A 22949-nucleotide genomic window follows, 5' to 3' on the forward strand; every position below is an offset into this window, starting at 1 on the left:
CTGTTTAAGCGTCGAATGCGAGGATCGTGTCGCACCGGCAACGAGAAAAAGCCTTTAACCCAAAGGGCTAAAGGCTCCTCGAAGATGAATCAGAAAAGGTGTTTGCTCAGAACCGGTAGCTCACACCGATCTGTACCACCGGATACACCTTGTAGCGCTCGACCTTGTTGCTGATGTTCTGTTCTTCCTGGTCGATGTTCGCCTGGCTTGTGAGTTGCGAGTAGATCGCCGGCACGTTGTACGTCGTGCGCGGGCGGCCGTAGGCCACGCCGAGATCGAACGTCAGGCCGAAACCCTTCGAAACCGGCTTGTGGCCGTAGCCGATGCCGAGATAGGGCATCACGCGCGGCAGTGTGATGGTGGTCGATGGCGCGGGGCCCACGGCCGGCACGAATTCATCGCCGATCTTGTAGTTGCCTTGCGCGTTCGGCACCGCCTGACCCGTCAGTTCGTCGTCGTTGATCAGGGCGCCGGCCGTCAGGCGAAAACCGCTGGACGAAAACGGAAACAGGTCGAGATACAAGCCGCCTTGCAGCAGTTTGAGATGGCCGTCGTAATCGTTACCGCTGACGTTGAACGAATGCGAGAAGCCGAGTCCTTCGAATTCCGCATGCACGCCGGCCCACGAGGTCAACGGCAGTGCCGCGCCGACACCTGCGCCGAGTGTGCCGCCGTGCACATAGACTTCCTGTGCTTGTACCGATCCTGCGACCGCCATCGCCACTGCCGCGACCAGAGCTGCATTTTTCACCTGATTCACCGCGCCGTCTCCAGTAAAGAGTCATTCCCGTGCTGGCGACTTTACGGTTTAACCTTGCGGTTCAAATCGAAGAAAAGCGGGCAGTTATGGCGACTCTTCGCGCTCAAGTTTTTGCGCGCGGAGAAACCGGAAGATATGACGTGTAACGCTTGCCAAACAGGTGATTAAACTCGGCCTATTGATCAGACGAGTCCTGTTTTTAAGGGCTATTCGGTGGGATGTGCGAATTGTTCAGATGAATCGACAGTCAGCATGACGGTGATGTCGTGACGTCGTGATTTTCGAATCGGCAGGCGGGGAGTTGCTCCACCGCCTGCCGCAAGCTACAGGGGAGTAGCGATTACTGCTTGATGCCTTCAGCTTGAATATGCAGTGTGGTCTGCATCTTGAAGCCATAGGTCTTGCCGAAGTCGACGCCGAAGTCGTCGCGGTTGAACGTCGCGGTCGATTCGGTGCCGCACACTTCGCGCTTGAGCATCGGGTTGATGAAGCACTTGAACGATTCGATCTTCAGGTTGACCGGCTTGGTGATGCCGTGCATGGTCAGCGTGCCGATCACTTCCACGGGCTTGTCGCCGTCGAAGCGGATCTGCGTGCCCTTGTAGGTCGCGGTCGGGTACTTGGCTGCGTCGAAGAACTTGTCCGTGACCAGTTCCGCGTCGAGCTTGTCGTTACCGATATCCACCGAGCTCATGTCGATCGTCACGTCGACCGTGCCGGTTTTCGCCGCGCGATCCAGCACCACGGTGCCGCTGCTCTTCTTGAACTTGCCGCGCCAGATCGACAGGCCGCCGAAGTGGTCGGTCTCGAAGCTCGGGTACGTGTGCGTCGGGTCAAGTTGATACATGTCGGCGGCCATGACATTGAACGACATGGCTGCGGCCAGCGCGCCTGCGGCGAGCAAAAGTTGTTTCTTCAAGTGATTCTCCAGGTTTCAGAAAGTGCTGTGACGCTTAGGTGTGTTCCGTTACTTCTTCGAAGCAACGATGTGAAATTTGATGACGACTTCGTCGGCGACCACCGACGTGTCTTTCCATTCGCCCGTCCCGACATCGAACTGCGAACGCTTGATCGGCAGTGAGCCGTCGAAGGTTTGCGTGTTGCCCTGGCTCGCGATGGTGACCGGCACCACGACAGTCTGCGATTTGCCCTTGATGGTGAGCTTGCCGGTGATCTTGTACTGATTGCCGCCGGCCGGCGCGATCGCGCTCGAGACGAACGTCGCGGCTGGATAGGTCGCGCTATCGAACCATTCCTTGCCCTGGGCCTGCTTGTTGTAGTCATCCGCGCCGAGGTCGTAGCTGCCGGTGTCGATCGACACGTTGGCGTTGCCGGCGGTCGGCTTGGCCGGATCGAAATTCAGCTGCGCCGAGAATTTCTTGAATTTGCCGTCCACCGGCACGTTCATCTGCTTCGTCGTGGCGACAACCGTGCTTTTGCTGACGTCGACATCGGCGTGCGCGAGGCTTGCGCCGAAGAGTGAGAGGGCGGCAACGCCGGCCAGAATGGAGTGATAAAAGTTTGATTTCATAGTGGTACGCATCCTATCGAACCCACGCGCGCTGATTGCGCACCGTTGGGAATTAGATTGCCAACTGGCTGTAGCCAATCGTCTGTTACGCGCGAGTCGCGTGAGTCATCTGAGGAACGGAATCATCCGCGCGAGTAATCCGTCGCGGTCGACAAATTGATGCTTTAGCGCCGCGAGTACGTGCATCGCAACGAGCGCCAGCAACGTGTAATTGAGCAGCACATGAACCGTGCGCAGGACTGCCTTGAGCGCCTGGTCCGGACCGATGAGGGTGGGTAGCGGCACGATGCCGAGGTACACCACCTGAATGCCCGCCGCCGAGCTATAGAAGTAGCCGGACACCGGAATGGCCAGCATCAGCACGTAGAGGAGGCCGTGCACGAGATGGGCCGCAGCCTTCTGCCATACGGGCGTAGCGCTATCCAGCGCCGGCGCGCGGTGAGTGGCGCGCCACAGCACACGCGCCACGGCCAGCACGAAGACCGTTACGCCAATCCACTTGTGCCATGAGAAATACTTCAGCTTGGTGGGCGTAAAGCCGGGGATATCGGTCATGACCCAGCCGATGCAGAACCCGCAGACAATCAGCAATGCGATTAGCCAGTGCAGGGCGACGGCGGTGCCGCTGTAATGCTTGACGTCTGAAGGACGGGGATTCATGGGTTCATGCTCACAATTCGTGGTGCGTATCGCGTGCGGTATGCCGCGTGTGAATGCGGATAGTAGGGATGCCAATGAAAGTTGAATAGACCAGGAGAAGAGAACAGATTGTTCTAGCCGTGACGCTAATGGGGGTGGAATAAAGCCGGGCGGCGGCCTGATTTGGCGGAATGGAAGCGGCATTGTGTTAATTTGCCGGCTCAACCGCTATAAAAGGTTCGACCCATGAAGAGCACTGAAAAGAACAGCGCCGCACTTGGCGCGGATTTCCTGCGGCACGACACGGCGGTGGCCGAAGGCGGTGTCGAAGGTTACCTGGAGCATGACGCAGCGGTCTACCGGACCTTGCTTGAATCGACGAGAGCGATTCCCTGGAAGATCGACTGGGCGACCATGGAGTTCGCGTATATCGGCCCGCAGATCGAAACCTTGCTGGGCTGGGCGCCGTCGAGCTGGAAGACCGTGCAGGACTGGGCTGCCCGCATGCATCCGGACGACCGCGACAAGGTGGTGGAGTTCTGCGTCGCGCAGTCGAAGGCGGGCACCGATCACGAAGCGGACTATCGGGCGTTGACGAGCGGTGGCGAATACGTGTGGCTGCGCGACGTCGTGCATGTGGTGCGCGATGGCCGCGGCGAGGTGGAGTCGCTGGTCGGTTTCATGTTCGACATCAGCGAGCGCAAAAAGACCGAGGAGAAAGTGGCGGCGTTGCAGCGGGAACTCGAAGCGCTGTCGTTCAAGGACGGTTTGACGGGCGTGGGCAATCGCCGCGAGTTCGACGCTGTCCTGCAGCGGGAATGGAGCGCGGCACAGCGGCATGGCGCGCCGCTGTCGCTAGTCATGGCCGATATCGATTTCTTCAAGTCGTACAACGATTACTACGGACACGTGCAAGGGGATGCGTGCCTGAAGCAGATCGCTACGGTGTTGAGCGAGGGGGTGCGGCCGGGGGATTTCGTCGGCCGGTTCGGCGGGGAAGAGTTCGTGCTGATCTTGCCGAATACCGGGGCCGAGGCCGCACGGCAGGTGGTCGAACGTTGCCGTGACCGCATCTCCGCCGCGGAGATCGCGCATGAGAGGTCGCCATTCCGGCAGACCGTCACCGCCAGTTTCGGTGCGGGAACGGTGATTCCTTCAGCGTCGGATGATCCCGTCGCCTTTGTGAACCTGGTGGATACGCAGTTGTACCTCGCCAAGGATAACGGGCGGGATTGCATTGCCGCGGTGAACCGGGTGGGGTAGCGAGGCAGGCATGGCGGTATTGCGTGGTACACAACTTGCGCTCCGGCCGCCTGCAGCGTCCCGCTCATCGGTTATGCTGCGCTCCCATTCCGCGCTCGCGCACAATCAGAATCCAGGATCTACTTGGTGAATTCCGTCTTCCTGTCTTGGGGTATCGCCATAGCCGCCACGGCCGGCGTCATTACCCGCCCGTTTAAATGGCCCGAGGCCGTGTGGGCCGTCGCCGGCGCGCTATTACTCGTATCGCTGGGCCTGCTTCCCGTCGATCTGGCCGTCGAGGCCGTCGGTAAAGGCACGGACGTCTATCTCTTCCTGTTCGGCATGATGGTGCTATCGGAAGTCGGGCGCCGCGAAGGTCTGTTCGACTGGGTCGCGGTTTTCGCAGTCAACCATGCCAAAGGTTCGCCGAGAAAGTTGTTTCTGCTGGTCTATCTGGTCGGCGTGGTCATCACCGCCTTCCTTTCCAATGACGCTACCGCAGTCGTTCTCACGCCCGCGGTTTTTGCCGCCGCCAGGAAAGCGAAGACGCCTCCGCTGCCCTTGCTCTTCATCTGCGCGTTCATTGCGAACGCCGCGAGCTTCGTACTGCCGATCTCGAATCCGGCCAACATTGTACTGTACGGCAATCACACGCCCGCGCTCGGGGCCTGGCTGATGCGCTTCACGCTGCCTTCGCTACTGTCGATCGTCGCGACCTATGTGCTGTTGCGCTGGACGCAGCGCGAGGCGCTCGCCGGCACCTGCGCAGCCGATCTCGAGCCGCTCGAGTTGTCGTCGAGCGGGCGCGTGGCGCTGGCGGGTATCGCGGTGACGGCCGTCGTGCTGCTGACGGTTTCGGCCTTCGATGTCCCGCTCGGCCTGCCCACCGCGATACTCGGTGCGCTGACTGCCGCGGTCGTGCTGATCCAGGAGCGCAAATCGCCGCTGCCGATGATCCGGGAAATATCGTGGAGCGTGCTGCCGCTGGTCGCCGCGTTGTTCGTGCTGGTCGAAATGCTCGATCACACCGGGGTCATCAGAACATTCGTTCAACTGTTGCAAGATGCGACGCAACACAATGAAGCCACGACGGCTGCCTGGGCAGGCGGCGTCATCGCAATCGGCAGCAATCTGATGAACAACCTGCCGGCGGGTCTGATCGCCAGTTCGACCGTGATGCAGGCGCATAGTCCCGAGCGCGTGATCGACGCGCTCCTGATCGGCGTCGATCTGGGGCCGAACCTGTCGATCACCGGTTCGCTCGCGACGATCCTCTGGCTCAACGCAATTCGCCGTGAAGGCGAAGACGTGAGCTTCATGAAGTTTTTTAAAGTGGGCGTGGTGGTGATGCTGCCCGCTCTCGCGCTGGCGCTCGCCGCGCGGATCCTGATCGGTTAAGGGCAAATAAAGGGTAATGCATCATCGCTGGGTGCCCGTCGCTCGCATGGGCGGCTCCGTCGCCAGCGCTCGCGCGGACTGCTCGAGCGAGCGCAGGGCGGCTTCGAGCCGTGCGAGGCGGGCGCGCTGGCTGGGCATCAGCAATGTCTTGGGAAACATGGCTAGCCGATTGCGCCAGTACGTCAGGGGAATGCGATCGTTGGTGGAAATCTTCCCGAAGACAAGTTCGAGATGGGCGATTTCTTTGTCTATGTCGTGATAGCTCATCTAACTAACGTTCCAGAAGAAGAGGTGGACGGGCGATACAGCGCGTGTGAGCCGAGCGCCGCTAGCTGAACAGATCGGTCCAGCTAGCAGGCGCGCCTGCCGGTGGTGGAGAATGCAGCAAGCGCCGTACCGCGCGTCCACGATACCAAGCTAACATCGAGCTTTCAAACACCGAACATTCATCTGATGATTCGGCGCCGCCCAATCAGGGAGGCCTCTTGAGGAGACTGGTCTTTCTCCTGTTTTAATCCACACATTTCGTCGCTCGACCGCCAAAAAAGCGAGTTCATCTCGCCTTTCTGCCCGTAAGAATCGTTTCCTGGGACACAAGCTACCGATTGCCGGTAATCCAGTGCGCCGCGCAAGCGGAACAACCCGTTCTCACGCGGCGCGCCGGCCATTCTTCAGGACAACGGGAATTCACCAGGCATTCTTGCGGACAGCATGTCCTATGCTGGTTCAACGGCTATTTTTGTAATCCAAATGTTGGATCCGTTCGTGCTGACAGCACGGCGATCGTCTGTCGCGACTCGCATTCGGCACATTTAGCGCGGCACCACCATCACGGGCTGCGAGTAGCTGACGGCAGGGGCGGGCACGATCGCATAGTTGGTCGGCGCGGGCACCACGACCGTCGTGTACAGGGTGACGGGTTTCGGAGGCAGCGGCACGGGCGTGCCGACCGCTACGGCAACGGGGATTGGAGCCGGCGGCGGCGCGACCACGTAGACCGGCTTGACCGGCGCGTAGTAATAGACGGGGCGCGGCGGCGGCGCGTAGACCACGGCAGCCGGCATATAGACGACCACCCGGGCGAACGCTGTCGACGAACAGGCGAGACCGATGGCGGTGAAGGTAGAGGCGCAGACGAGACGAATACTCACTTGATACTCCTGAGACGTTGAGCGGTGCGGAGCGTCTTCCGGTGAAGAAGCCGTGCGACTGGTTCGGATTGCTTGAGAACCCTTCCGAATCGTTGAGGCGCCGCTGAGGCACTTGATGCACTTAAGGCACTTGCGGCACTGGTAGCGCCGGCAGACGAAAGATACGCAAACCGCCCTGAAAACGGCAGCGCGAACTTATTTCATTCAATGTCGCGTGGAAGTGGGCCTGAGATAAGCACGCAGGTGTATGAAGCGCGTGCTGTGTTGCGACGACAGCGATAGCGTGTGCCGCGCCGACGCCACAAAAAGCCATGACATAAGTCGACATGATTCTCAAATTGCCTTCCGGCGGCGCTTCCTCAAGAATTCGGCCTGTCATCGAACGGATCGCGGCGGTTTGCAGGCGACGCACGATGGCTTAATCCAAGGAGTCAGTCATGAAAAAATTTCTCGCCGTTGTGCTGCTGTGCTGCGCATCCACCGTCACGTTCGCCCAAACAGCCGCACCGCAGGGCGCCAACCCGCAGCGCATGGAGCGCATGGCGCAGCAGTTGCAAACGCGCTTTGCGAATGCCAACACCACGCACGACGGCAAGCTCACCCGGGAACAGGCCGCCGCGGGCATGCCGATGGTCGCCAAGCATTTCGATGAAATCGACACGCAGAAGGCGGGCTACATCACGTTGCCGCAGATCGCGGCATTCATGCAGGAACGCGGGGCAGCGCACTGAGCCGCGCGGGCATCGGCGGGATCGTAGGATATTTGACGCCTCAATGCGTGATGAAACCGGCCACGTCCTGCCGCCTGTCTATCGCCTGTGCGCTGATCGTATCGATGAGCGTGGCGCTGACGGGTTGCGTGACGGTCGGCCCCGACTTCAAACAGCCGGACGTGACGCTCGAAAACCAGTGGCTCGAAAGCCTGGCAGGCGAGGCGCAGACCGCGCCTGGTGCTCAGGCGGCCTGGTGGACGGCTTTCAACGATCCGGTGCTGAGCGCGCTGGAACAGCGTGCGTACGAACGCAATCTGTCACTGCAAGTGGCGGGTTTGCATATCTTCAAGGCGCGCGCGCAACTCGCGATCAGCGCCGAGAATCTGCTGCCGCAATCGGGCAGCGTGTCTGCTGGCGCGGACCATATCAACACAAGCGGCGTCGGTCCGATTCCGCCCACGCATCTGTGGGCCGAGCATCTGCGTGTGAACGTGGGCTGGGAAATCGATTTCTGGGGCAAGTATCGCCGGCAGATCGAATCGGATCGCGCGCAACTGCGCGTGTCCGAAGCCGCGTATGACAACGCGCTCGTGTCGCTGTTCGCCGATGTCGCCAATGCGTACATCGACCTGCGCGCGCTCGAGCAGCGTATCGCGGTGGCGCAGCAAAACCTGAAGGCGGTGCAGCAGAGTCTTACGCTGACCCAGGCGCGCTACAAACGCGGCGCGTCGAGCCAGCTCGACGTCGAGCAGGCTGCCACGCTGGTGGCCGAAACCGAGGCGCAGATTCCGCCGCTCATCAAGGCACGCGCGCAAGACCGCGACACACTTGCCGTGCTGCTCGCCGATCCTCCCGACGCAGTCGATGCGCAACTCAAAGGCAGCAGCGCGATTCCGGTGCCGCCGACGCAGATCGATGTCGGTATTCCCGCCGATCTGCTGCGCCGGCGCCCTGACGTGCGCCAGGCCGCGCTCAACGCGGCGGCGCAATCGGCGCTGATCGGCGCGGCCAAGGCGAAGCTGTATCCGTCGCTATCGTTGACGGGACTGTTCGGGCTTTCGTCGGGCGAACAGCATGGCATTGGACTATCGCAGTGGGGCAGCAAGACGATCGGTCTCTTCTCCGCGGGCATCACGCTGCCGATCCTCGATCGAGGCCAGTTGAAGAACGCCGTGCGGATTCAGGACGCGGCCTTCCAGGAGGCCGTGCTCGACTATCAGAACACGGTGCTGCAAGCGCAGAAAGAAGTGGAGGACGCGATTGCCGCACTACGTACCTCGCTCGATGCGCTGGCGGCGTCGTCGCGTGCGTCCGATGCGTCGCAGCGCGCCTTGAAGCTCGCGAATGTGCAGTATCGCGCGGGATCGGTCACGTACGACACGGTGCTCGACGCATCGCGTTCGATGCTGCGTGACGGCGATTCGCTCGCGCAGAACCAGGGAATCGCCGCGCTTGCGGCGGTGTCCTTGTATCGCGCGTTGGGCGGCGGCTGGGAAGTGGCAGAGGGGCAGCAGGTGGTGAGCGAACAGATCGCCGAACAGATGGCGCAGCGCACGGACTGGGGGCGCTTACTGAACCCGCCAGCGAATTCCGCGCTGGCGCGCGCCAGTGGAGGCCAGCTCGAGAATGGGAAATAAGAACATGAAAAACGGGAGCGGGGCACAGCGTAGCGTGGCGAACACGCACCTGGGAGCGAGGTTTTGCATCGTGCTGGCAGCGGCAATGGCGCTGGCCGCGTGCCGCGACGGCAGCGCGCCCGCCGCACAATCGTCGCAAGCCGCGTCCCTGCCGCAAGTCAGCGTGATGCGGCCGGTGCAGCGCGAGGTGCGCGAACAACTCGATCTGAGCGGCACCGTCGCACCCTCGGCGACCGTCACGCTAATCGCGCGCGTGCAGGGCGTGCTGAAGGAAATCGGCTTTGCCGATGGTGCTTACGTCAAGCAAGGGCAGGTGCTGTTTCGCATCGAGCCGGATACGTATCGCGCGCAACTGACTTACGACCAGGCCGCGCTCGACAATGCCGACCAGGAACTGGTCCGGCAAAAGCAACTCACGTCCGATAACGCGACCTCTGAATCGACACTGCAAAAAGCCCAGACCACACGCGACCAGGCGCTCGCCAAACGCGACATGTCGCGTATCAATCTCGCTTACACGGAAATCCGCGCGCCGTTTGCGGGCCGCATCGGCGCGCGTGCATTCGACGTCGGCAATCTGGTGGGTGCGTCCGACTCCGCCAAGCTCGCCACGTTGGATCGCATCCAGCCGGTGTATGTGAATTTCACGCTCAACGAGCGCGACGCCAACCGCATCGGGCTCTTCACGCAGCCACCCCGCACGGTGCGCGTCAATGTGCTCGGCGCGGCCGCGGGCCAGGGGCAAGGTGAGGACGCCGCACTCGAATTTGTCGACACACGCGTCGATCCGAGCAGCGGGGCGGTCAAGCTGCGCGCCGATATCGCCAATCGGGACGCGCATCTGATCCCTGGCATGTCGGTTGAAGTGCACATTCCTGCTGGCGCGCCGCACAACGTGTTGCTGGTGCCGGACACGGCATTGCTGCGCGATCAGGCAGGCGCGTCGGTGCTGATCGTGAACGGCGCGGGCGTGATCGAAAAACGCGCGGTTGTCACGGGTGGTTTGTACGGTTCGCAGCGGGCGGTCACCTCGGGGCTCACCGCGAACGATCAGGTCGTGACCGGCGGTGCGCTGGCTGTCGCGCCCGGCGCCAAGGTGCAGGTGGTCGCCGCTGCGGCGCAGGGTCAGTCATGATCCGTTTCTTCGTTGAGCGGCCGGTTCTTGCCAATGTGATCGCGTTGATCGTGATGCTGCTCGGCGCGGTCGCGCTGATTAACCTGCCGATCGCGCAATATCCGCCGATCACGCCGCCGACCGTGCAGGTTGTCGCACGCTTTCCGGGGGCGAGCGCCGCGACTGTGATCGACCGCGTGGCCTTGCCGATCGAAACGCAGGTCAATGGCGTGGAAAACGCGCTGTACATGCAATCGACCAGCACGAACGATGGCACCTACACGCTCACGGTCACTTTCGCCGTCGGCACGGATGTCGATAAAGCGCAGGTGCTGGTGCAAAACCGCGTGTCGGCCGCCACCGCGCAATTGCCGCAAGCGGTGCAGCAGCAGGGCGTGACCGTGCGCAAACGCTCCACGGCGATCCTACAGTTGTACACGCTGCAGTCGCCTGATCCGAAATACGATTCGCTGTTTCTGAGCAACTATGCGGTGATTTATCTGCGCGACACGCTCGCGCGTTTGCCGGGTGTCGGCGACGTCACCGTGTTCGGCACCGGCCAGTACAGCATGCGCGTGTGGCTCGATCCGCAGAAGCTGAGCGAGCGCGGTCTGACTGCCGCCGACGTGATGCAGGCGATCCAGAGCCAGAGCAAGGACGTGAGCGCCGGCCAGCTCGGTTCGGAACCGAACGCGGGCGGCCAGGCGTTCCAGCTTACGGTGACGATGCAGGGCGCGCTGTCCGATCCGCGCGAGTTCGACGACATCATCGTTAAAGCCGATCCGAACGACGGTGGCCACTTCGTGCGCATTCGCGATGTGGGTCACACGGAACTCGGTTCGTCGAGCTATGGGCAGTTCTTCAATCTCGACGGCAAACCCGCTGCGGGCATTGCCATCTATCAACTGCCGGAAGCCAACGCACTGGAAGTCGGCAATGCGGTGAAAGCGACCATGGCGCGACTCGCCAAGGACATGCCGAAGGGCGTCAGCTATCAATTGCCGTTCGATACGACGACCTTCGTGCGGCAATCCGTGATCGACGTGTACAAGACGCTATTCGAGGCCGCGTTGTTGGTGCTCGCGGTGATCCTGCTGTTTCTGCAGAACTGGCGCGCGATGCTCGTGCCCGCCACGACGATTCCGGTGACGATCATCGGCACGTTCGGCGCGATCTACATGCTCGGTTTCTCGATCAACCTGCTGACGCTGTTCGCGATCGTGCTGGCAATCGGCATTGTGGTGGACGACGCGATCGTAGTGGTCGAAGGGATTACGCAACATATCGAGCAGGGCAAGACGCCAAAGCAGGCCGCCATCGACGCAATGCACGAGTTGCTCGGACCCATCATCGGCATCACGCTGGTGCTGATCTCAGTGTTTCTGCCATCGGCGTTTCTCGGTGGCGTCACGGGCCAGATGTACCGGCAATTCGCGCTGGTTGTCGTCGCAACGACCATCATCAGCGCGATCAACGCGGTGACGCTCAAGCCGGTGCAAAGCGTGCGCTGGCTGAGGCACGCGCGGCCCGGCAAGCCGAACATCGTGTATCGCGTGTTCGACAAGGGGTACGCCCGTGTCGAAAAGGGCTATGTGCGCATCGTGTCGTGGTTCGTGCAGCGCTGTGGCCTCGCGCTCGGCATCGCGTTGGTGCTCGGCGCGGCGTCTGCGTTTCTGCTGACGCGCGTGCCCACCAGCTTCATTCCGCTCGAAGATCAGGGCTATATCCTGATCGCCGCGCAACTGGCCGATGCCGCTTCGCTCGGCCGCACCCGCGAGGCGAGCACGCAGATAGAAAAGCGCATCGGCGCGATTCCCGGCGTGAGCCATGTGGTGTCGATCGGCGGTATCTCACCGCTCGACAACAACGCGTCGCTGCCGAATTCCGCGCTGATCTACGTCACGCTCGACGACTGGAGCAAGCGCGGCAAAGGCGAGGACCTGCGCTCGCTGTATTTGCGCATGAATAGCGAACTCGCGAAACTGCCCGACGTGCGCTCCGTGGTGATCGTGCCGCCGCCGATCCAGGGCCTCGGCAATAGCGGCGGCGTGCAGATGCAGGTAATGCTCACGGACGGCTCGCAGAACTATCAGCGCTTGCAGGATGCCACCGACGCGCTGATCGCCAGCGTCTCGAAGCGGCCTGAACTGCAGCGCGTGTTCAGCCCGTTTCGCGCGTCGGTGCCGACCGTCGAACTCACGCTCGATCGCGCCAGGGCCGAGTCGCTGCAGGTGCCGGTCGGCAATGTGTTCGACCTGCTGCAGGATTACGTCGGCTCGAGCTATGTGAACCAGTTCACGACGTTCAACCACACGTTCCCCGTGTTCGTGCAGGCCGACGGCGCGTTTCGCCGCGAAACCGACGACATTCGCCGCTTGCAGATTCGCAGCAATAGCGGCCATATGGTGGAGCTGGGCACCTTCGTCGATGCGCATACGAGCGTCGGCCCGGCCGTGGCGACGCTATATAACCTCGCGCCGGCCGCGGCTATCAATGGCAATCCGGCGAACGGCTATAGCACCGGTCAGGCGATCGCCGCGTTCGAACAGGAAGCCGCACGCGTGCTGCCGGCGGGTATCGGTTACGAATGGACCGCGATGTCGTATCAGGAGAAACTGGTCGGCAATTCGGCCTATTGGGTGTTTGCCGTGGGCGTATTGCTGGTGTTCTGCGTGCTGGCCGCGCAATACGAAAGCTGGTTGCTGCCGGTGGCGGTCGTGCTCGCCGTGCCGCTGGCGTTGCTCGGTACAGCCGGTACGCTCGCCGCACTCGGCGCCGCTAATAACCTCTACACTCAGATCGGCCTCGTGTTGCTGATCGCGCTGTCGGCGAAGAACGCGATTCTGATCGTCGAGTTCGCGCGGCATCTGCGCGCGCAGGGCGTGGGCGTTGCCGAGGCCGCGGTGGAAGCGGCACGCTTGCGGTTCCGGCCGATCATGATGACCTCGTTCGCGTTTATTCTCGGCGTGGTGCCGCTCGTGATCGCCACCGGCGCGAGTGCGAGCGCACGCCGTTCGCTCGGGATTGCTGTATTTTCGGGGATGCTCGCTTCAACGTGCATTGCCGTGCTGTTCATTCCGTCGTTCTACGTGCTGTTGCAGCGCCAGGCCGAACGGCACGCGGCGCGGCATGCACCGCCCGACGCTTAAACCGAGGAGCTTTCGTATGGAACGCCCCGCCAAAATCATCGTGCTCGACGACGAAGCCGAACTGCGCAACATGCTGCAGCGTTTTCTGCGCGGGCATGGCTTCGATGTCCGGATCGCGGAGGACGGCAAGCGGCTCGACCGCTATCTCGAGCGTGAGCCGTTCGATCTGCTGGTGCTTGATCTGATGATCGGCGAAGAGGACGGGCTTGCCATCTGCGCCCGGTTGCGCGAGCAAGGGCAGACGCTGCCGATCCTGATGCTGACCGCGAAGGGCGATCCGCTCGACAGGGTGCTCGGCCTCGAAACCGGCGCCGACGACTACCTCGCCAAACCCTTCCTGCCGCGTGAACTGGTGGCGCGGATCAATGCGCTGTTGCGCCGCCAGAAGATCGCCTCGGGCGATGTCACCGTGACTTCGCAGAGCGTACGTTTCGGCGATTTCAGTCTCGATGTCGGCAAGCAGCAGTTGTCGCGTACCGGTGAGTTGCTGGAGATCCATTCGGCGCAGATGTTGTTGCTGGTCGCGTTGGCCTCGTCGCCGAACCGCCCCGTGAGCCGTGACAATCTGCTGGCGCGCGCCCGTGGGCGTGATCACGATGCGCTCGATCGCAGCATCGACGTGCAGGTGCTGCGGCTCAGGCAAATTATCGAGGACGACCCGTCGAAGCCGCGCTTCATCAAGACCGTGTGGGGTGTCGGCTACATGCTGGTCGCGGACGTCGACTCATGACGCGCGCGTGGCTGCAGAGGGCGCTGCCTAAAACGCTGCTGGCGCGCAATATCCTCTTGCTGATCGTGCTGGTGATGCTGAGCCAGCTCTGCGCGCTTGCGGTGTTGCTGCACTATGTACAGCGGCCCCGCGTCGAACGGGCAGCCACGGTGTTCGCCACTTACGTGACAACGCTCGATAGTCTGCTTCAAGCCACGCCGCCGGGTGCGCGCGCCCAGTTGACTGCACGCCTCGACGCTCGCACGCAACTACCCGCCGATGCCGCCCTTGAACCACCGCCCAGTCTGATGCGCGCTTATCGCACGTATCAACGCAACGTGTTTCTCGAGAGTTTGCGCGAGCATCTGCCCGCCGACATGCCCGCGCTCTGGCAGTCCGAAGGCGGTCAACGCTTGTGGATTCGCATGCATGCGCCGGCCGATGCGCCGCACACGCCGTACTGGATCGCGCTGCCGATTCCCGAGGACGCGCAAGGCAACGGACTCGACGCCGCGATTCTGTTGTCGCTGGGTTTGGGCGCGCTGGCGGCGCTGACCGGCTACGTGATTCAGCGCCACCTCAACCAGCCGCTGCAGGCGTTGACGCAGGCCGCGCGTCGCGTGAGTGCCGGTGAAACGCCCGCGCCGTTGTCGACCGACGGTCCTATCGAGATCGCCACGGTGAGCAGCGCGTTCAATCAGATGACGCATGCGCTGCAGCAGGCCGAGGCGACGCGCGCGCTGATGCTGGCGGGCATCTCGCACGACATCCGCACGCCGCTCACCAAGTTGCGGCTTTCGATGGCCATGGCGATGCCCGACGGCAGCGACAGCAGCTTCGTGGTCGCCGCCGAGGGATATCTGGACCAGATCGAGACGATCTTGCAGCAGTTCATGGATTACGCCGGCAGTGGCGAGCGTGAAGCGGCGGAGCCCGGCGATCTCAATGCATTGGTCGAGCGGCTTGCCGGCGATTTCGCCGGGCTGGGCCATGAGTTTGAGCTGTCGCTCGCGGTTCTGCCTGCGATTGCCTACCGGCCGATCAGCATGATGCGGCTTCTGATGAACCTGATGCAGAACGCGATCGTCTATGGCGGCACCGGGTTCTCCGTGCGCAGTTGGGCCACAAGCGAAGCTGTGTATGTCGCGGTGGGCGATCGCGGCAAAGGTCTTTCAGCGGAGGAGTTGGAGCAACTGAAAGCGCCGTTTCAGCGTGGCCGCAATGCTCGCGCGCATATCGGCGGCACCGGGCTGGGGCTGGCGATTGTCGAACGGATCGCGCGGCTGCACGGCGGCAGCCTGCAGTTTCATGCGCGCGAGGGCGGCGGGTTAGAAGTGTGGGTGGTGCTGCCACTCATTCCCGGTCCAGCCACGCATCCAGTCCCACCCGGAAAGCCACGCCCGCAATGACCGGCACGGTCAGCATGAGGATGATGCCGAAGTTGGGAATCTCGTCGCCGTAAGTAATCGGACCGTAGAGCACGACAGTCGCAACGATCGCGAAGACGATGACGCCGATCGCAACCATCATAAGATTGCGCGCCACCATGGACAGATCCTTGCGCTTAGTCTTGCCCGGCGTGGTGCTGGTAGTGGGGACTTCGTCGTGTTGGGCGGGCATGATGGTTCTCGTGGCTGGAAATGCAATGACAAACGCTGCGGCGAAACGTGGTGCCGAATCGAGCGCCGGCCGGCGCTCGATTGGCATCATACCAGGGGTCGTTCGTGCCGCGCACCTACACGAACATCCCTAACACTAACGTATCACACGCCAGACGAAGCGCAAGTCGCCGGAATTTATCGGGAAAGCCTTACGTCGGCAAGTCGTCATCGTTCTGAAGGCTCAGTGACCCAGACCGCTGCTGGCGATCTGCTGTTCGACGAACTGGGCGAATAGCGCATGCAGATGCGTCGTCGGATGAAGATCGTCGGCGAACATGTACGTCTGATCGGCATTGGCCGTCACATAGGTCGCCGGTGAGCACAGCAATGCCGTGTCGTCCGGCGTTTTCTTGGGGTCGCAGGCCTGACCGGTATTTGCCACGACGAAGCCATTAGCCTGAAAGTTCGCAATGATCTGGTCTACCCATGTATAGGAATCGATCTGGATGACCTTGCCTTGCAGGCCATCGGCCTGCAAGGCAGCGTTCAGGTCCTGGTTGAAGAGTTGCGATAGTTGGGTCAGATTGGCCCCGCCGTCGGCCGCGGCGAGGCCTTTGGGCGACAGACCGACATTCGGCACATTGACCACCACCACATGCGTGGCGCCGTTCTGAACGATCTGCCCGACAAGCTGAGCGAGGGTGGTTGCCGCCGTTTGCACCGTCGGCGCCGCCGCCGGCAGCGAACCGGCGCGAAGCACGTCGTTCGCGCCGGCCCAAACCAGAACCAGTTGACCGGAATTGAAACTCCCGTGCGTGGCCAGATAGCTCGAAACCTGCTGATTGACCGGCATTTCGACATTGCCGATCACGTTCGTAAGAAAGTCGTTCTGGTTTGCCGGCGTCGCCACGGTGGAGCCGCCCTCGGCATAGCCGAGACCGTTTTGCGCACTCAGCTTATGCGTGATGTCGATCGTAAATGCGGCGCTTAGCGTACCGCCGTAATATTGCGCGACGTTCTGGGTCCAGACCTGGCCCGGATTGGTGGTGAAACGCCCGCCACCCACCGCGCTCGCGAGCGGCGCATAGGTCCCGACGTCCGACAGGCTGTCGCCGAATGAGACAACTTGCAATTTGACGCCGCCCGGCGGCGTGGCTGTGCCACTGCCATTACTCGAGCTGCCTCCGCCTCCACCGCCGCCGCAAGCTGTTAACAGCGACATCATCGCGGCAACAATTACAGCACGTACCGTGTCTTTGCTTCCTTGCATAGCGCCTCCCCACAGATTGAACGGGCGGTTGCCCTATGTGGCGGACGTATCGCCAGCCTGCATATCGTTCTCTTAACAGCACTTCTGGGGTAGCAATAAAGATGCCGCTCGCGGCGAGCCACGCAGCGGGATGATTGGGTCGTCTAATAAAATGAGTTCAGCGATGTCGATTCAGCCCTATCTCGAACGTCGAGTAGATAAGCGCTGGAATTGCGTATCCGGCACGCAATGAGACATCCGGCAAAAGGAGAATCCATCGTGCCCCTTCCACTGACCCCCGTTATCACCGCCTTTGAACGTTCGCCCGATCGCGGCAGGGGACTGGCGCGTGACACGCGTGTTCGCTGGGCGCTCGAAGAAGTCGGCCAACCCTACGAGGTGCGTCTGGTTTCATTCGATGCGATGAAGGAACCCGCGCATCGCGCGCTTCATCCTTTTGGGCAGATCCCGACCTATGAAGAAGGCGCGCTGGTCCTGTTCGAGTCGGGGGCGATCGTGTTTCATATCGCCGAGCGCCACGCAGGCCTGCTACCTGACGATGCGGATGCCCGCGCACGCGCGATCACATGGATGTTTGCCGCGCTCAACACGGTTGAGCCGCCGATCCTCGATCTCCAAACCGCTAAATTTCTGGAGGGAGACAAGAGCTGGTACGACGAGCGCCTGCCGCTCGTCAAGGATCGCATCCGTGACCGGCTGGGCGAGCTTTCCAATCGCCTTGGCAACGCCGACTGGCTCGATGGTGCGTTCAGCGCGGGCGACCTGCTTATGGTGTCCGTACTACTCAGGTTGAAAGCATCGGGGCTGCTGGACGAATATCCGAACCTCTCCGCCTATGTTGCCCGCGGTGAAGCGAGGCCCGCCTACAAACGTGCTTTCGCCGCGCAATTGGCGGTTTTCACTGGCCAGCAACCGGCCGGCTGATGAAGGTCGGCCGTGTCATCGCGAGGGCCAACTAAACGATCCGCAATTCTCAATCGGGCAAAGATGCTATCTTTGAACCGTCTGCCCAATATCAGCCAGGAGCGCGCTATGGCGGAGGACAAAGATGATGTCGACGATCATTGGCACGTAAGTGCAGCGTGCTTCAACTGCGGCGCGGTTCGAACGGCCGCTCCCAATCTGTTCATCGAGCGAAACGGTGCTTCGGCGTTTGCTCACCAGCCTGCCAGTGAACAGGAAACAGAAGATGCGTGGCGAGGCGTGCTTCTCTGTCCGGCGGCTGCCGTTCGGGCGCCTAAAGGTTTGAAGATGCCGACAGGCCTCTTCCCGCAAGTCATGGCGCCCGGCGTGTGGCGGCTCGGATATAACGCCCGCTCTTCGTACGGCGCTCACAGCTACTTCACCCTTGCAGGCGGCCTGCGTCTGATGATCGACGGGCCGCGCTGGTCCGGCCACCTCGAGCGCTGGATCGCGGAAGCCGGAGGATTGGATCACATCCTATTGACTCACCGCGACGATGTCGCGGACGCGGGCCTCTATGCGAAGCGCTTTGGCGCCCGCGTCTGGATCCATGCAAACGATGCCGATGGCGCACCGTTCGTCACCGACGTCATCACAAGTGATCTGGCGCATGAGATGTTGCCGGGCGTTCGGGTCATTCCGGTGGCGGGACATACGCAGGGAAGCGTCATGTTCCTCATCAACCACGCGCTTTTCTCCGGAGATTCACTGAGTTGGGATTTCGAAAAGCGCGCTCTGCATGCCTTTCGCGACTTTTGCTGGTACGACTGGCCCACCCAGCTTCGCTCCCTCGAGCGGCTCGTTCACGAAAGCTTCAGTGGCGTATTCGCCGGACATGGCGGAAGTGTCGTTCTGGATGCACCGACCATGCAGCGCGAACTCCGAGCGTTTCTCGATACGGTAAAAGCGGACTGAGACTTTCCCGGCAAGTTGCGAAGCGCGGCGCTGCCCGATGCCTGGTCGTGCCTTTTCCAGTTGGCCACCGAAACGAATCATGGTGGATTCGCGCTCGCCCCCAGGATGCTCATTAGCGTCCGCGCGTTGCGCTGCCCTTGGTCCTCGAAGCAGTTATTGAAGATGACATGGGTGCGGCCGGCCCGCGTCGCGATTGCGCGGATCGAGGGGCCCAATTCGGTTAGTTCGTCCTCGCTGTAGTCGTAGTCGAAGCGATCGGCCGCGCTCGCCGCGCCCGTTGCGCTCCATGCCTGCGTATTGCGGCCATGCAAACGCACCATCGCGAGTTGAGGATGGGTTGCTTCCCAGATGGTGTGCACGCGATTCGTCACATCCGGTGGTGCATCGACGATCACATGGACGAGGCTGCGTTCGCGCAGAAAATCGAGCGTCCATGGCGCGTGCTGATCGTCGAACCAGGACTGATTGCGAAACTCGGCGGCCATCATGTAGGCCGCCATGCGCGCCCGGCATTCTTCCACGAGCGCGAGACCATCAGGCGCTCGCGTGATCCACGGCGCGAACTGGAACAGCACGGCGCCGAGCCGGCCGCTCGCGCGCAACGGTTCCAGCGCTTCCAGATAGCGCCGCCACAGTTCGTCGAGGATTTCGGCAGGCATGTCGCGGTAGTAGACGTTTTTCTTGCGCGGACCTGTGATGCCTTCCGGCAGCGCCATTGCAATGTCTTTCGGCAAAACGTCGGGCGAAGTCTGATGCCCGGTAAACAGCCGGAACGCCTTGAAGTTGAACGTGAAGTCTTCCGGCGTGCGTTCGGTCCACAACTGCGCGTTGCTTGCCGACGGCATAGCGTAGTAGGCCGAATCGACTTCGACCAATGGAAACTGCGATGCGTAAAAGCGCAGCCGGGCTTCAGCGCTGCTGCTGCCGGGCGGGTAAAACCGCTTGCAGGCGATCAGCGTTTTGTCGGTCCAGCCTGCGGTGCCGCAGAGGATGTCCATCGGCGTCAAAGTGGTGGTTACCGCGCACAGGCGAGCCTAGGAAGCCGCCTCCGTGTGATCGAGCCACTCCGCGAGTTCGCGCCGCAGCTGCGAGATATCGAGCGGCTTGCCCAGCAGCCGAGCGCCGGGAATGGTGTCGCCGATATCGGCGTTCTCTCCGTAACCCGACACCAGCAACACGCGGATGTCCGGCTGCTGACTCAGCACCGCGCGCGCCAGGTTGTCGCCGGACATGCCGGGCAAGGTCAGGTCCGTGAACAACACGTCGAAACGTTGAACGGGCACGAGCGGCAGCGCCTCTTCTGCGCTCCCGACCGCGGTGCAGTCGAGGCCTAGCGCGCCGAGCAGATCGCAGAGTGCGTCGCGCGAATCGGCGTCGTCTTCGACCAGCAGCACGCGAGCCGGCGTGCCGGGTTGGTGCAACGACGGATTTGCCAGGCGATCCGCTAGCGAATTCGCCGGGGTGTGGGCGAGCGGTTTTTCACCCGAAGGGGCCGGCGCGTGCAGGCTTTCGCGCGGGTTGGACGCTTCAGTTGCACCGGCAGGATCGTAGACCGTACGCGGCACGCAGGGTGAAATCTGCCCCTCGCTCACGCTGGCGACGCCGGCGCCGCGCAACACGCTGCGCACCTTGCGCGCGAGATCGTCACGTCTATAAGGCTTGGACAGCAACGTGATGCCGGCGTCGAGCTTGCCGTGATGGACGATCTCGTCGCGCGTATAGCCCGAGGTGAAGAGCGTTGGCACCGTGGGCGAGCGTGCCGCCGCACGCTGCGCCAGTTCCACGCTTTTCACCTGGCCGGGCATTACGACGTCGGTAAACAGCAGATCGATCGGCACGTCGCTGTCGATGAATTCGAGCGCCGCATCGCCGCTCGATGCAGTCAGCACTTTATAGCCGAGTTGCGCGAGCATTTCGACGGCGGTCAGGCGCACATCCGCATCGTCTTCGACCACCAGAATCGTTTCGCCGCCGCCCACCGGAGCCGAGGTCTGATCGACGGCTTCGACTGTTTCCGGCTCGCAGCAGCGCGGGAAAAACAGCGAGACGGTCGTGCCGCGTCCCACTTCACTGTCGATCACCGTATGGCCGCCGCTTTGCCTGACGAAGCCGAACACCATGCTTAAGCCGAGGCCCGTGCCGTGGCCGTCGGGCTTGGTCGTGAAGAACGGTTCGAACACGTGCTCCAGGATTTCGGGTTTCATGCCGGTGCCCGTGTCGTTCACCGAGAACTCCACGTACTCGCCTGGCGAGAGTTCCGGCTTGCCGCGGCAAAACGCATGATCCAGCACGCGGTTCGTCGCGCGAACGGTGAGCGTGCCGTCGGCTTGCATCGCGTCGCGCGCATTGATCGCAAGATTGAGCAGGGCGTTTTCGAGTTGATTGCGATCGGCCTGCACATTCCACAGGTCGTCGCTCAACACCGTTTCGATCTTGACGGTCTCGCCGAGCGCGCGGTGCAGCATCTCGCTCATGCCGGTGAGCAGGCGGCACGGATTGAGCACGGTAGGCGAGAGCGGCTGACGGCGCGCGAAGGCGAGCAGATGCGCGGCCAGTTTCGCGCCGCGTTTGACGGCATCCGTCGCGGCGGAGAACCGCCGTAGCGTGGCCGGACTCTCACCGGCGTCGGCGGCGAGCATCTGCAGATTGCCGTTGATTACTTGCAGCACATTGTTGAAGTCGTGTGCGACGCCGCCTGTGAGGCTGCCGATCGCTTCCATCTTCTGGGCCTGGCGCAACTGTTCTTCGGCGAGCGCCCGTGCCGCGACTTCATCGGCGACGCGTTGTTCGAGCGTTTCGGTCAACTGACGCAGCGATTGTTCGGCGATCTTGCGTTCGTGGATGTCGATCAGTACGCCGGGAAAGCGCGTCGGCTCCCCCTGTTCGTCGAACTCGCACTGGCCGTTTGCCTGCACCCACATGTAGTCGCCATCGGGGCGGCGAATCCGGTATTCGGCGCGAAACGGCTGGCCGGTGCGTATCGCTTCGGCCGTCAGGCGGTCGTTGAGCGGCTGGTCGTCGGGATGGATCACTTGCGTCGCTGCATTGCGTTCAAGCCCTTTCGCGGCTTCTTCCAATGGAAACGAAAAGGTGCGCGCGAAACGTTCGTCACCGGTGACGATGCCGGTGCGCGCGTCGAGCACCCATGTGCCGAGCACCGCGCCGGTATTGAGCGCGAGTTGCAGCCGTTCGTTGGTTTCGCGCAGTTCGGCCTCGGCATGTTGCCGCCAGCGTTCGGTGAGTACACGCGTGGTGGTTTCGACGACCATCGCGAGGACGCCCGCGGGTGCGCCGCTGTCGTCGGCAACGGGGCTGTAGTAAAGGTCCATCCAGACCTCTTCGGGCTTACCGTCGCGCAGCAGAACGAGCTCCTTGTCGCGATACGACAGGGTGCCGCCAGCGAGACACGTCGTCATCACGTGACGGTTGAAATCGGCGACTTCCGGCCAGCCGTGTTCGACCGGACAGCCGAGTAGATACGGATGCCGTCCTCCCGCGAAAATCGCGTAGGCGTCGTTGTAGATCATGTAGCCGGGTTTGCCCCACAGAAGCACCAGGGGGACGGGCGAGGCGAGCAGCATCTGAACGGTGGCGGTCAGACTGCGCTGCCAGTTTTCTATTGCGCCGAGGTCGGTGGCCGCCCAGTCGAATTCGCTGATGCGTCGTGCCATTTCCCCGTTCCAGCCGGGGCAACCATGGTCTTGTGCCGGGAATGGCATTGCTGCGCTCCACAGAGGTCACGTCGATGAGTGTGCCCCCATTCTGCCGGCGCGCATGGCGCGCGTGAGTGTTCAGCAGGAGGCGGGATAAATCTTCTGCCGTGCACAGCGGGCGCGAAGCGGCCACGCGGCAGCAATAATTGTAGGCCACAACGGTTGGGTGGGGACCCTCTCTAGAGGGCTTTGTGGGTTCTGCCGAACTAATGCGTGTGGAGGGGTTGGGAAGTTTTACCTGGCTTGCGCAGGTGGGTCGTATATAGCGGAAAAAAGGGTGGTCTTTTGTCTGTCTTTTGGTTTGTGGTTTTTATGGCGGGGCCTGTTTTTGAGGTGTTTGCCTACGCGGCGCTTTTGTCCGTGTTCCTGGCTTTTGTGCCTTTCCTTGTTTTGTTAGTGGTCTATTAGCGTTCCCCCTGTGCGGGGGGGCACTGTAGTGGTTCA

General features: G+C 62.1%; 21 protein-coding genes. 10 read left to right on the forward strand and 11 right to left on the reverse strand.

Features of this window, described 5'->3' with window-relative positions; all coding sequences use genetic code 11:
- Positions 1-106 precede the first annotated feature (106 nt).
- The 4 genes from M0D66_RS31580 to M0D66_RS31595 form a co-directional block, all read right to left on the reverse strand.
- Positions 107-718, reverse strand: a complete 612-nt coding sequence (locus M0D66_RS31580) for a hypothetical protein (protein WP_167378300.1) — start codon at positions 716-718, stop codon at positions 107-109.
- Positions 719-1100: 382 nt separating this feature from the next.
- Positions 1101-1679: a YceI family protein gene (locus M0D66_RS31585; RefSeq protein WP_266212507.1), complete on the reverse strand. Its 579-nt coding sequence runs from the start codon at positions 1677-1679 to the stop codon at positions 1101-1103.
- 48 nt (positions 1680-1727) lie between these two features.
- Positions 1728-2291, reverse strand: coding sequence for a YceI family protein (locus M0D66_RS31590; RefSeq protein WP_093632916.1), 564 nt, complete (start codon positions 2289-2291; stop codon positions 1728-1730).
- Positions 2292-2396: 105 nt separating this feature from the next.
- Positions 2397-2951 (reverse strand): cytochrome b, encoded by a 555-nt coding sequence (locus M0D66_RS31595; protein WP_200651550.1) that lies wholly within the window; start codon positions 2949-2951, stop codon positions 2397-2399.
- A 225-nt stretch (positions 2952-3176) separates the two neighbouring features.
- Between M0D66_RS31595 and M0D66_RS31600 the strand changes: the two genes are divergently transcribed.
- On the forward strand, positions 3177-4193 hold the full coding sequence (locus M0D66_RS31600; protein ID WP_266212508.1) for a sensor domain-containing diguanylate cyclase: 1017 nt from the start codon (positions 3177-3179) through the stop codon (positions 4191-4193).
- Between the two features lie 126 nt (positions 4194-4319).
- Entirely contained in the window at positions 4320-5570 is a 1251-nt protein-coding gene (locus M0D66_RS31605; RefSeq protein ID WP_266212509.1) for an arsenic transporter, read from the forward strand.
- A 21-nt stretch (positions 5571-5591) separates the two neighbouring features.
- Here M0D66_RS31605 and M0D66_RS31610 read toward each other — a convergent pair whose 3' ends face one another.
- From M0D66_RS31610 to M0D66_RS31620, 3 genes are all read right to left on the reverse strand, one after another.
- Positions 5592-5837: a hypothetical protein gene (locus M0D66_RS31610; RefSeq protein WP_200651547.1), complete on the reverse strand. Its 246-nt coding sequence runs from the start codon at positions 5835-5837 to the stop codon at positions 5592-5594.
- Between the two features lie 545 nt (positions 5838-6382).
- Positions 6383-6721, reverse strand: a complete 339-nt coding sequence (locus tag M0D66_RS31615; RefSeq protein WP_200651546.1) for a hypothetical protein — start codon at positions 6719-6721, stop codon at positions 6383-6385.
- Between the two features lie 121 nt (positions 6722-6842).
- Positions 6843-7133 carry a hypothetical protein gene (locus M0D66_RS31620; RefSeq protein WP_266212510.1) on the reverse strand — a complete coding sequence of 97 codons (291 nt, stop codon included), beginning with the start codon at positions 7131-7133 and terminating at the stop codon, positions 6843-6845.
- Positions 7134-7158: 25 nt separating this feature from the next.
- Between M0D66_RS31620 and M0D66_RS31625 the strand changes: the two genes are divergently transcribed.
- Genes M0D66_RS31625 through M0D66_RS31650 form a run of 6 tightly spaced genes read left to right on the forward strand, consistent with a single transcriptional unit; the run spans position 7159 to position 15452 of the window.
- Positions 7159-7452, forward strand: coding sequence for a hypothetical protein (locus M0D66_RS31625; protein WP_054038902.1), 294 nt, complete (start codon positions 7159-7161; stop codon positions 7450-7452).
- A gap of 50 nt (positions 7453-7502) precedes the next feature.
- On the forward strand, positions 7503-9071 hold the full coding sequence (locus M0D66_RS31630) for an efflux transporter outer membrane subunit (protein ID WP_093632910.1): 1569 nt from the start codon (positions 7503-7505) through the stop codon (positions 9069-9071).
- Positions 9072-9075: 4 nt separating this feature from the next.
- Positions 9076-10206, forward strand: a complete 1131-nt coding sequence (locus tag M0D66_RS31635) for an efflux RND transporter periplasmic adaptor subunit (protein WP_093632909.1) — start codon at positions 9076-9078, stop codon at positions 10204-10206.
- Positions 10203-13334: an efflux RND transporter permease subunit gene (locus M0D66_RS31640; RefSeq protein WP_266212511.1), complete on the forward strand. Its 3132-nt coding sequence runs from the start codon at positions 10203-10205 to the stop codon at positions 13332-13334. Before M0D66_RS31635 ends, M0D66_RS31640 begins: the two co-directional genes overlap by 4 nt.
- A 16-nt stretch (positions 13335-13350) precedes the next feature.
- Positions 13351-14064, forward strand: coding sequence for a response regulator (locus tag M0D66_RS31645; RefSeq protein WP_093632907.1), 714 nt, complete (start codon positions 13351-13353; stop codon positions 14062-14064).
- Positions 14061-15452: an ATP-binding protein gene (locus M0D66_RS31650; RefSeq protein ID WP_266212512.1), complete on the forward strand. Its 1392-nt coding sequence runs from the start codon at positions 14061-14063 to the stop codon at positions 15450-15452. The genes M0D66_RS31645 and M0D66_RS31650 overlap by 4 nt, the downstream gene beginning before the upstream one ends.
- Here the strand turns inward: M0D66_RS31650 and M0D66_RS31655 are convergent.
- The gene (locus tag M0D66_RS31655; RefSeq protein ID WP_266212518.1) at positions 15397-15663 is read right to left on the reverse strand and encodes a hypothetical protein; all 267 of its coding nucleotides are present in this window, start codon (positions 15661-15663) and stop codon (positions 15397-15399) included. The two genes, M0D66_RS31650 and M0D66_RS31655, sit on opposite strands and share 56 nt — an antisense overlap.
- A gap of 222 nt (positions 15664-15885) precedes the next feature.
- Complete coding sequence (locus tag M0D66_RS31660) at positions 15886-16914, reverse strand: SGNH/GDSL hydrolase family protein (protein ID WP_200651543.1); 1029 nt, start codon at positions 16912-16914, stop codon at positions 15886-15888.
- Between the two features lie 228 nt (positions 16915-17142).
- On the opposite strand from M0D66_RS31660, the gene M0D66_RS31665 reads away from it, so the two are divergent.
- Positions 17143-17838 carry a glutathione S-transferase family protein gene (locus M0D66_RS31665; RefSeq protein WP_266212513.1) on the forward strand — a complete coding sequence of 232 codons (696 nt, stop codon included), beginning with the start codon at positions 17143-17145 and terminating at the stop codon, positions 17836-17838.
- Positions 17839-17946: 108 nt separating this feature from the next.
- A complete protein-coding gene (locus M0D66_RS31670) occupies positions 17947-18792 on the forward strand; it encodes an MBL fold metallo-hydrolase (protein ID WP_266212514.1) in 846 nt (281 codons plus the stop codon).
- Between the two features lie 77 nt (positions 18793-18869).
- Here the strand turns inward: M0D66_RS31670 and M0D66_RS31675 are convergent, their stop codons facing one another.
- Complete coding sequence (locus M0D66_RS31675; protein WP_266212515.1) at positions 18870-19790, reverse strand: DUF72 domain-containing protein; 921 nt, start codon at positions 19788-19790, stop codon at positions 18870-18872.
- A gap of 36 nt (positions 19791-19826) precedes the next feature.
- Positions 19827-22511: a response regulator gene (locus M0D66_RS31680; protein WP_266212516.1), complete on the reverse strand. Its 2685-nt coding sequence runs from the start codon at positions 22509-22511 to the stop codon at positions 19827-19829.
- Positions 22512-22949 lie beyond the last annotated feature (438 nt).

This window comes from Paraburkholderia sp. SECH2 (genome assembly GCF_030464795.1).
GTDB classification, from domain to species: Bacteria; Pseudomonadota; Gammaproteobacteria; order Burkholderiales; family Burkholderiaceae; genus Paraburkholderia; species Paraburkholderia aspalathi.

What these genes read in the sequence shown, in the direction of transcription:
- M0D66_RS31650 (WP_266212512.1), top strand. Translation starts at nt 14,061, where the DNA reads ATGACGCGCGCGTGGCTGCAGAGGGCGCTGCCTAAAACGCTGCTGGCG.
- M0D66_RS31680 (WP_266212516.1), bottom strand. Translation starts at nt 22,511, where the DNA reads ATGCCATTCCCGGCACAAGACCATGGTTGCCCCGGCTGGAACGGGGAA.
- M0D66_RS31645 (WP_093632907.1), top strand. Translation starts at nt 13,351, where the DNA reads ATGGAACGCCCCGCCAAAATCATCGTGCTCGACGACGAAGCCGAACTG.
- M0D66_RS31595 (WP_200651550.1), bottom strand. Translation starts at nt 2,951, where the DNA reads ATGAATCCCCGTCCTTCAGACGTCAAGCATTACAGCGGCACCGCCGTC.
- M0D66_RS31610 (WP_200651547.1), bottom strand. Translation starts at nt 5,837, where the DNA reads ATGAGCTATCACGACATAGACAAAGAAATCGCCCATCTCGAACTTGTC.
- M0D66_RS31640 (WP_266212511.1), top strand. Translation starts at nt 10,203, where the DNA reads ATGATCCGTTTCTTCGTTGAGCGGCCGGTTCTTGCCAATGTGATCGCG.
- M0D66_RS31660 (WP_200651543.1), bottom strand. Translation starts at nt 16,914, where the DNA reads ATGCAAGGAAGCAAAGACACGGTACGTGCTGTAATTGTTGCCGCGATG.
- M0D66_RS31600 (WP_266212508.1), top strand. Translation starts at nt 3,177, where the DNA reads ATGAAGAGCACTGAAAAGAACAGCGCCGCACTTGGCGCGGATTTCCTG.
- M0D66_RS31580 (WP_167378300.1), bottom strand. Translation starts at nt 718, where the DNA reads ATGGCGGTCGCAGGATCGGTACAAGCACAGGAAGTCTATGTGCACGGC.
- M0D66_RS31635 (WP_093632909.1), top strand. Translation starts at nt 9,076, where the DNA reads ATGAAAAACGGGAGCGGGGCACAGCGTAGCGTGGCGAACACGCACCTG.
- M0D66_RS31675 (WP_266212515.1), bottom strand. Translation starts at nt 19,790, where the DNA reads ATGGACATCCTCTGCGGCACCGCAGGCTGGACCGACAAAACGCTGATC.
- M0D66_RS31655 (WP_266212518.1), bottom strand. Translation starts at nt 15,663, where the DNA reads ATGCCCGCCCAACACGACGAAGTCCCCACTACCAGCACCACGCCGGGC.
- M0D66_RS31590 (WP_093632916.1), bottom strand. Translation starts at nt 2,291, where the DNA reads ATGAAATCAAACTTTTATCACTCCATTCTGGCCGGCGTTGCCGCCCTC.
- M0D66_RS31665 (WP_266212513.1), top strand. Translation starts at nt 17,143, where the DNA reads ATGAGACATCCGGCAAAAGGAGAATCCATCGTGCCCCTTCCACTGACC.
- M0D66_RS31630 (WP_093632910.1), top strand. Translation starts at nt 7,503, where the DNA reads ATGAAACCGGCCACGTCCTGCCGCCTGTCTATCGCCTGTGCGCTGATC.
- M0D66_RS31670 (WP_266212514.1), top strand. Translation starts at nt 17,947, where the DNA reads ATGGCGGAGGACAAAGATGATGTCGACGATCATTGGCACGTAAGTGCA.
- M0D66_RS31625 (WP_054038902.1), top strand. Translation starts at nt 7,159, where the DNA reads ATGAAAAAATTTCTCGCCGTTGTGCTGCTGTGCTGCGCATCCACCGTC.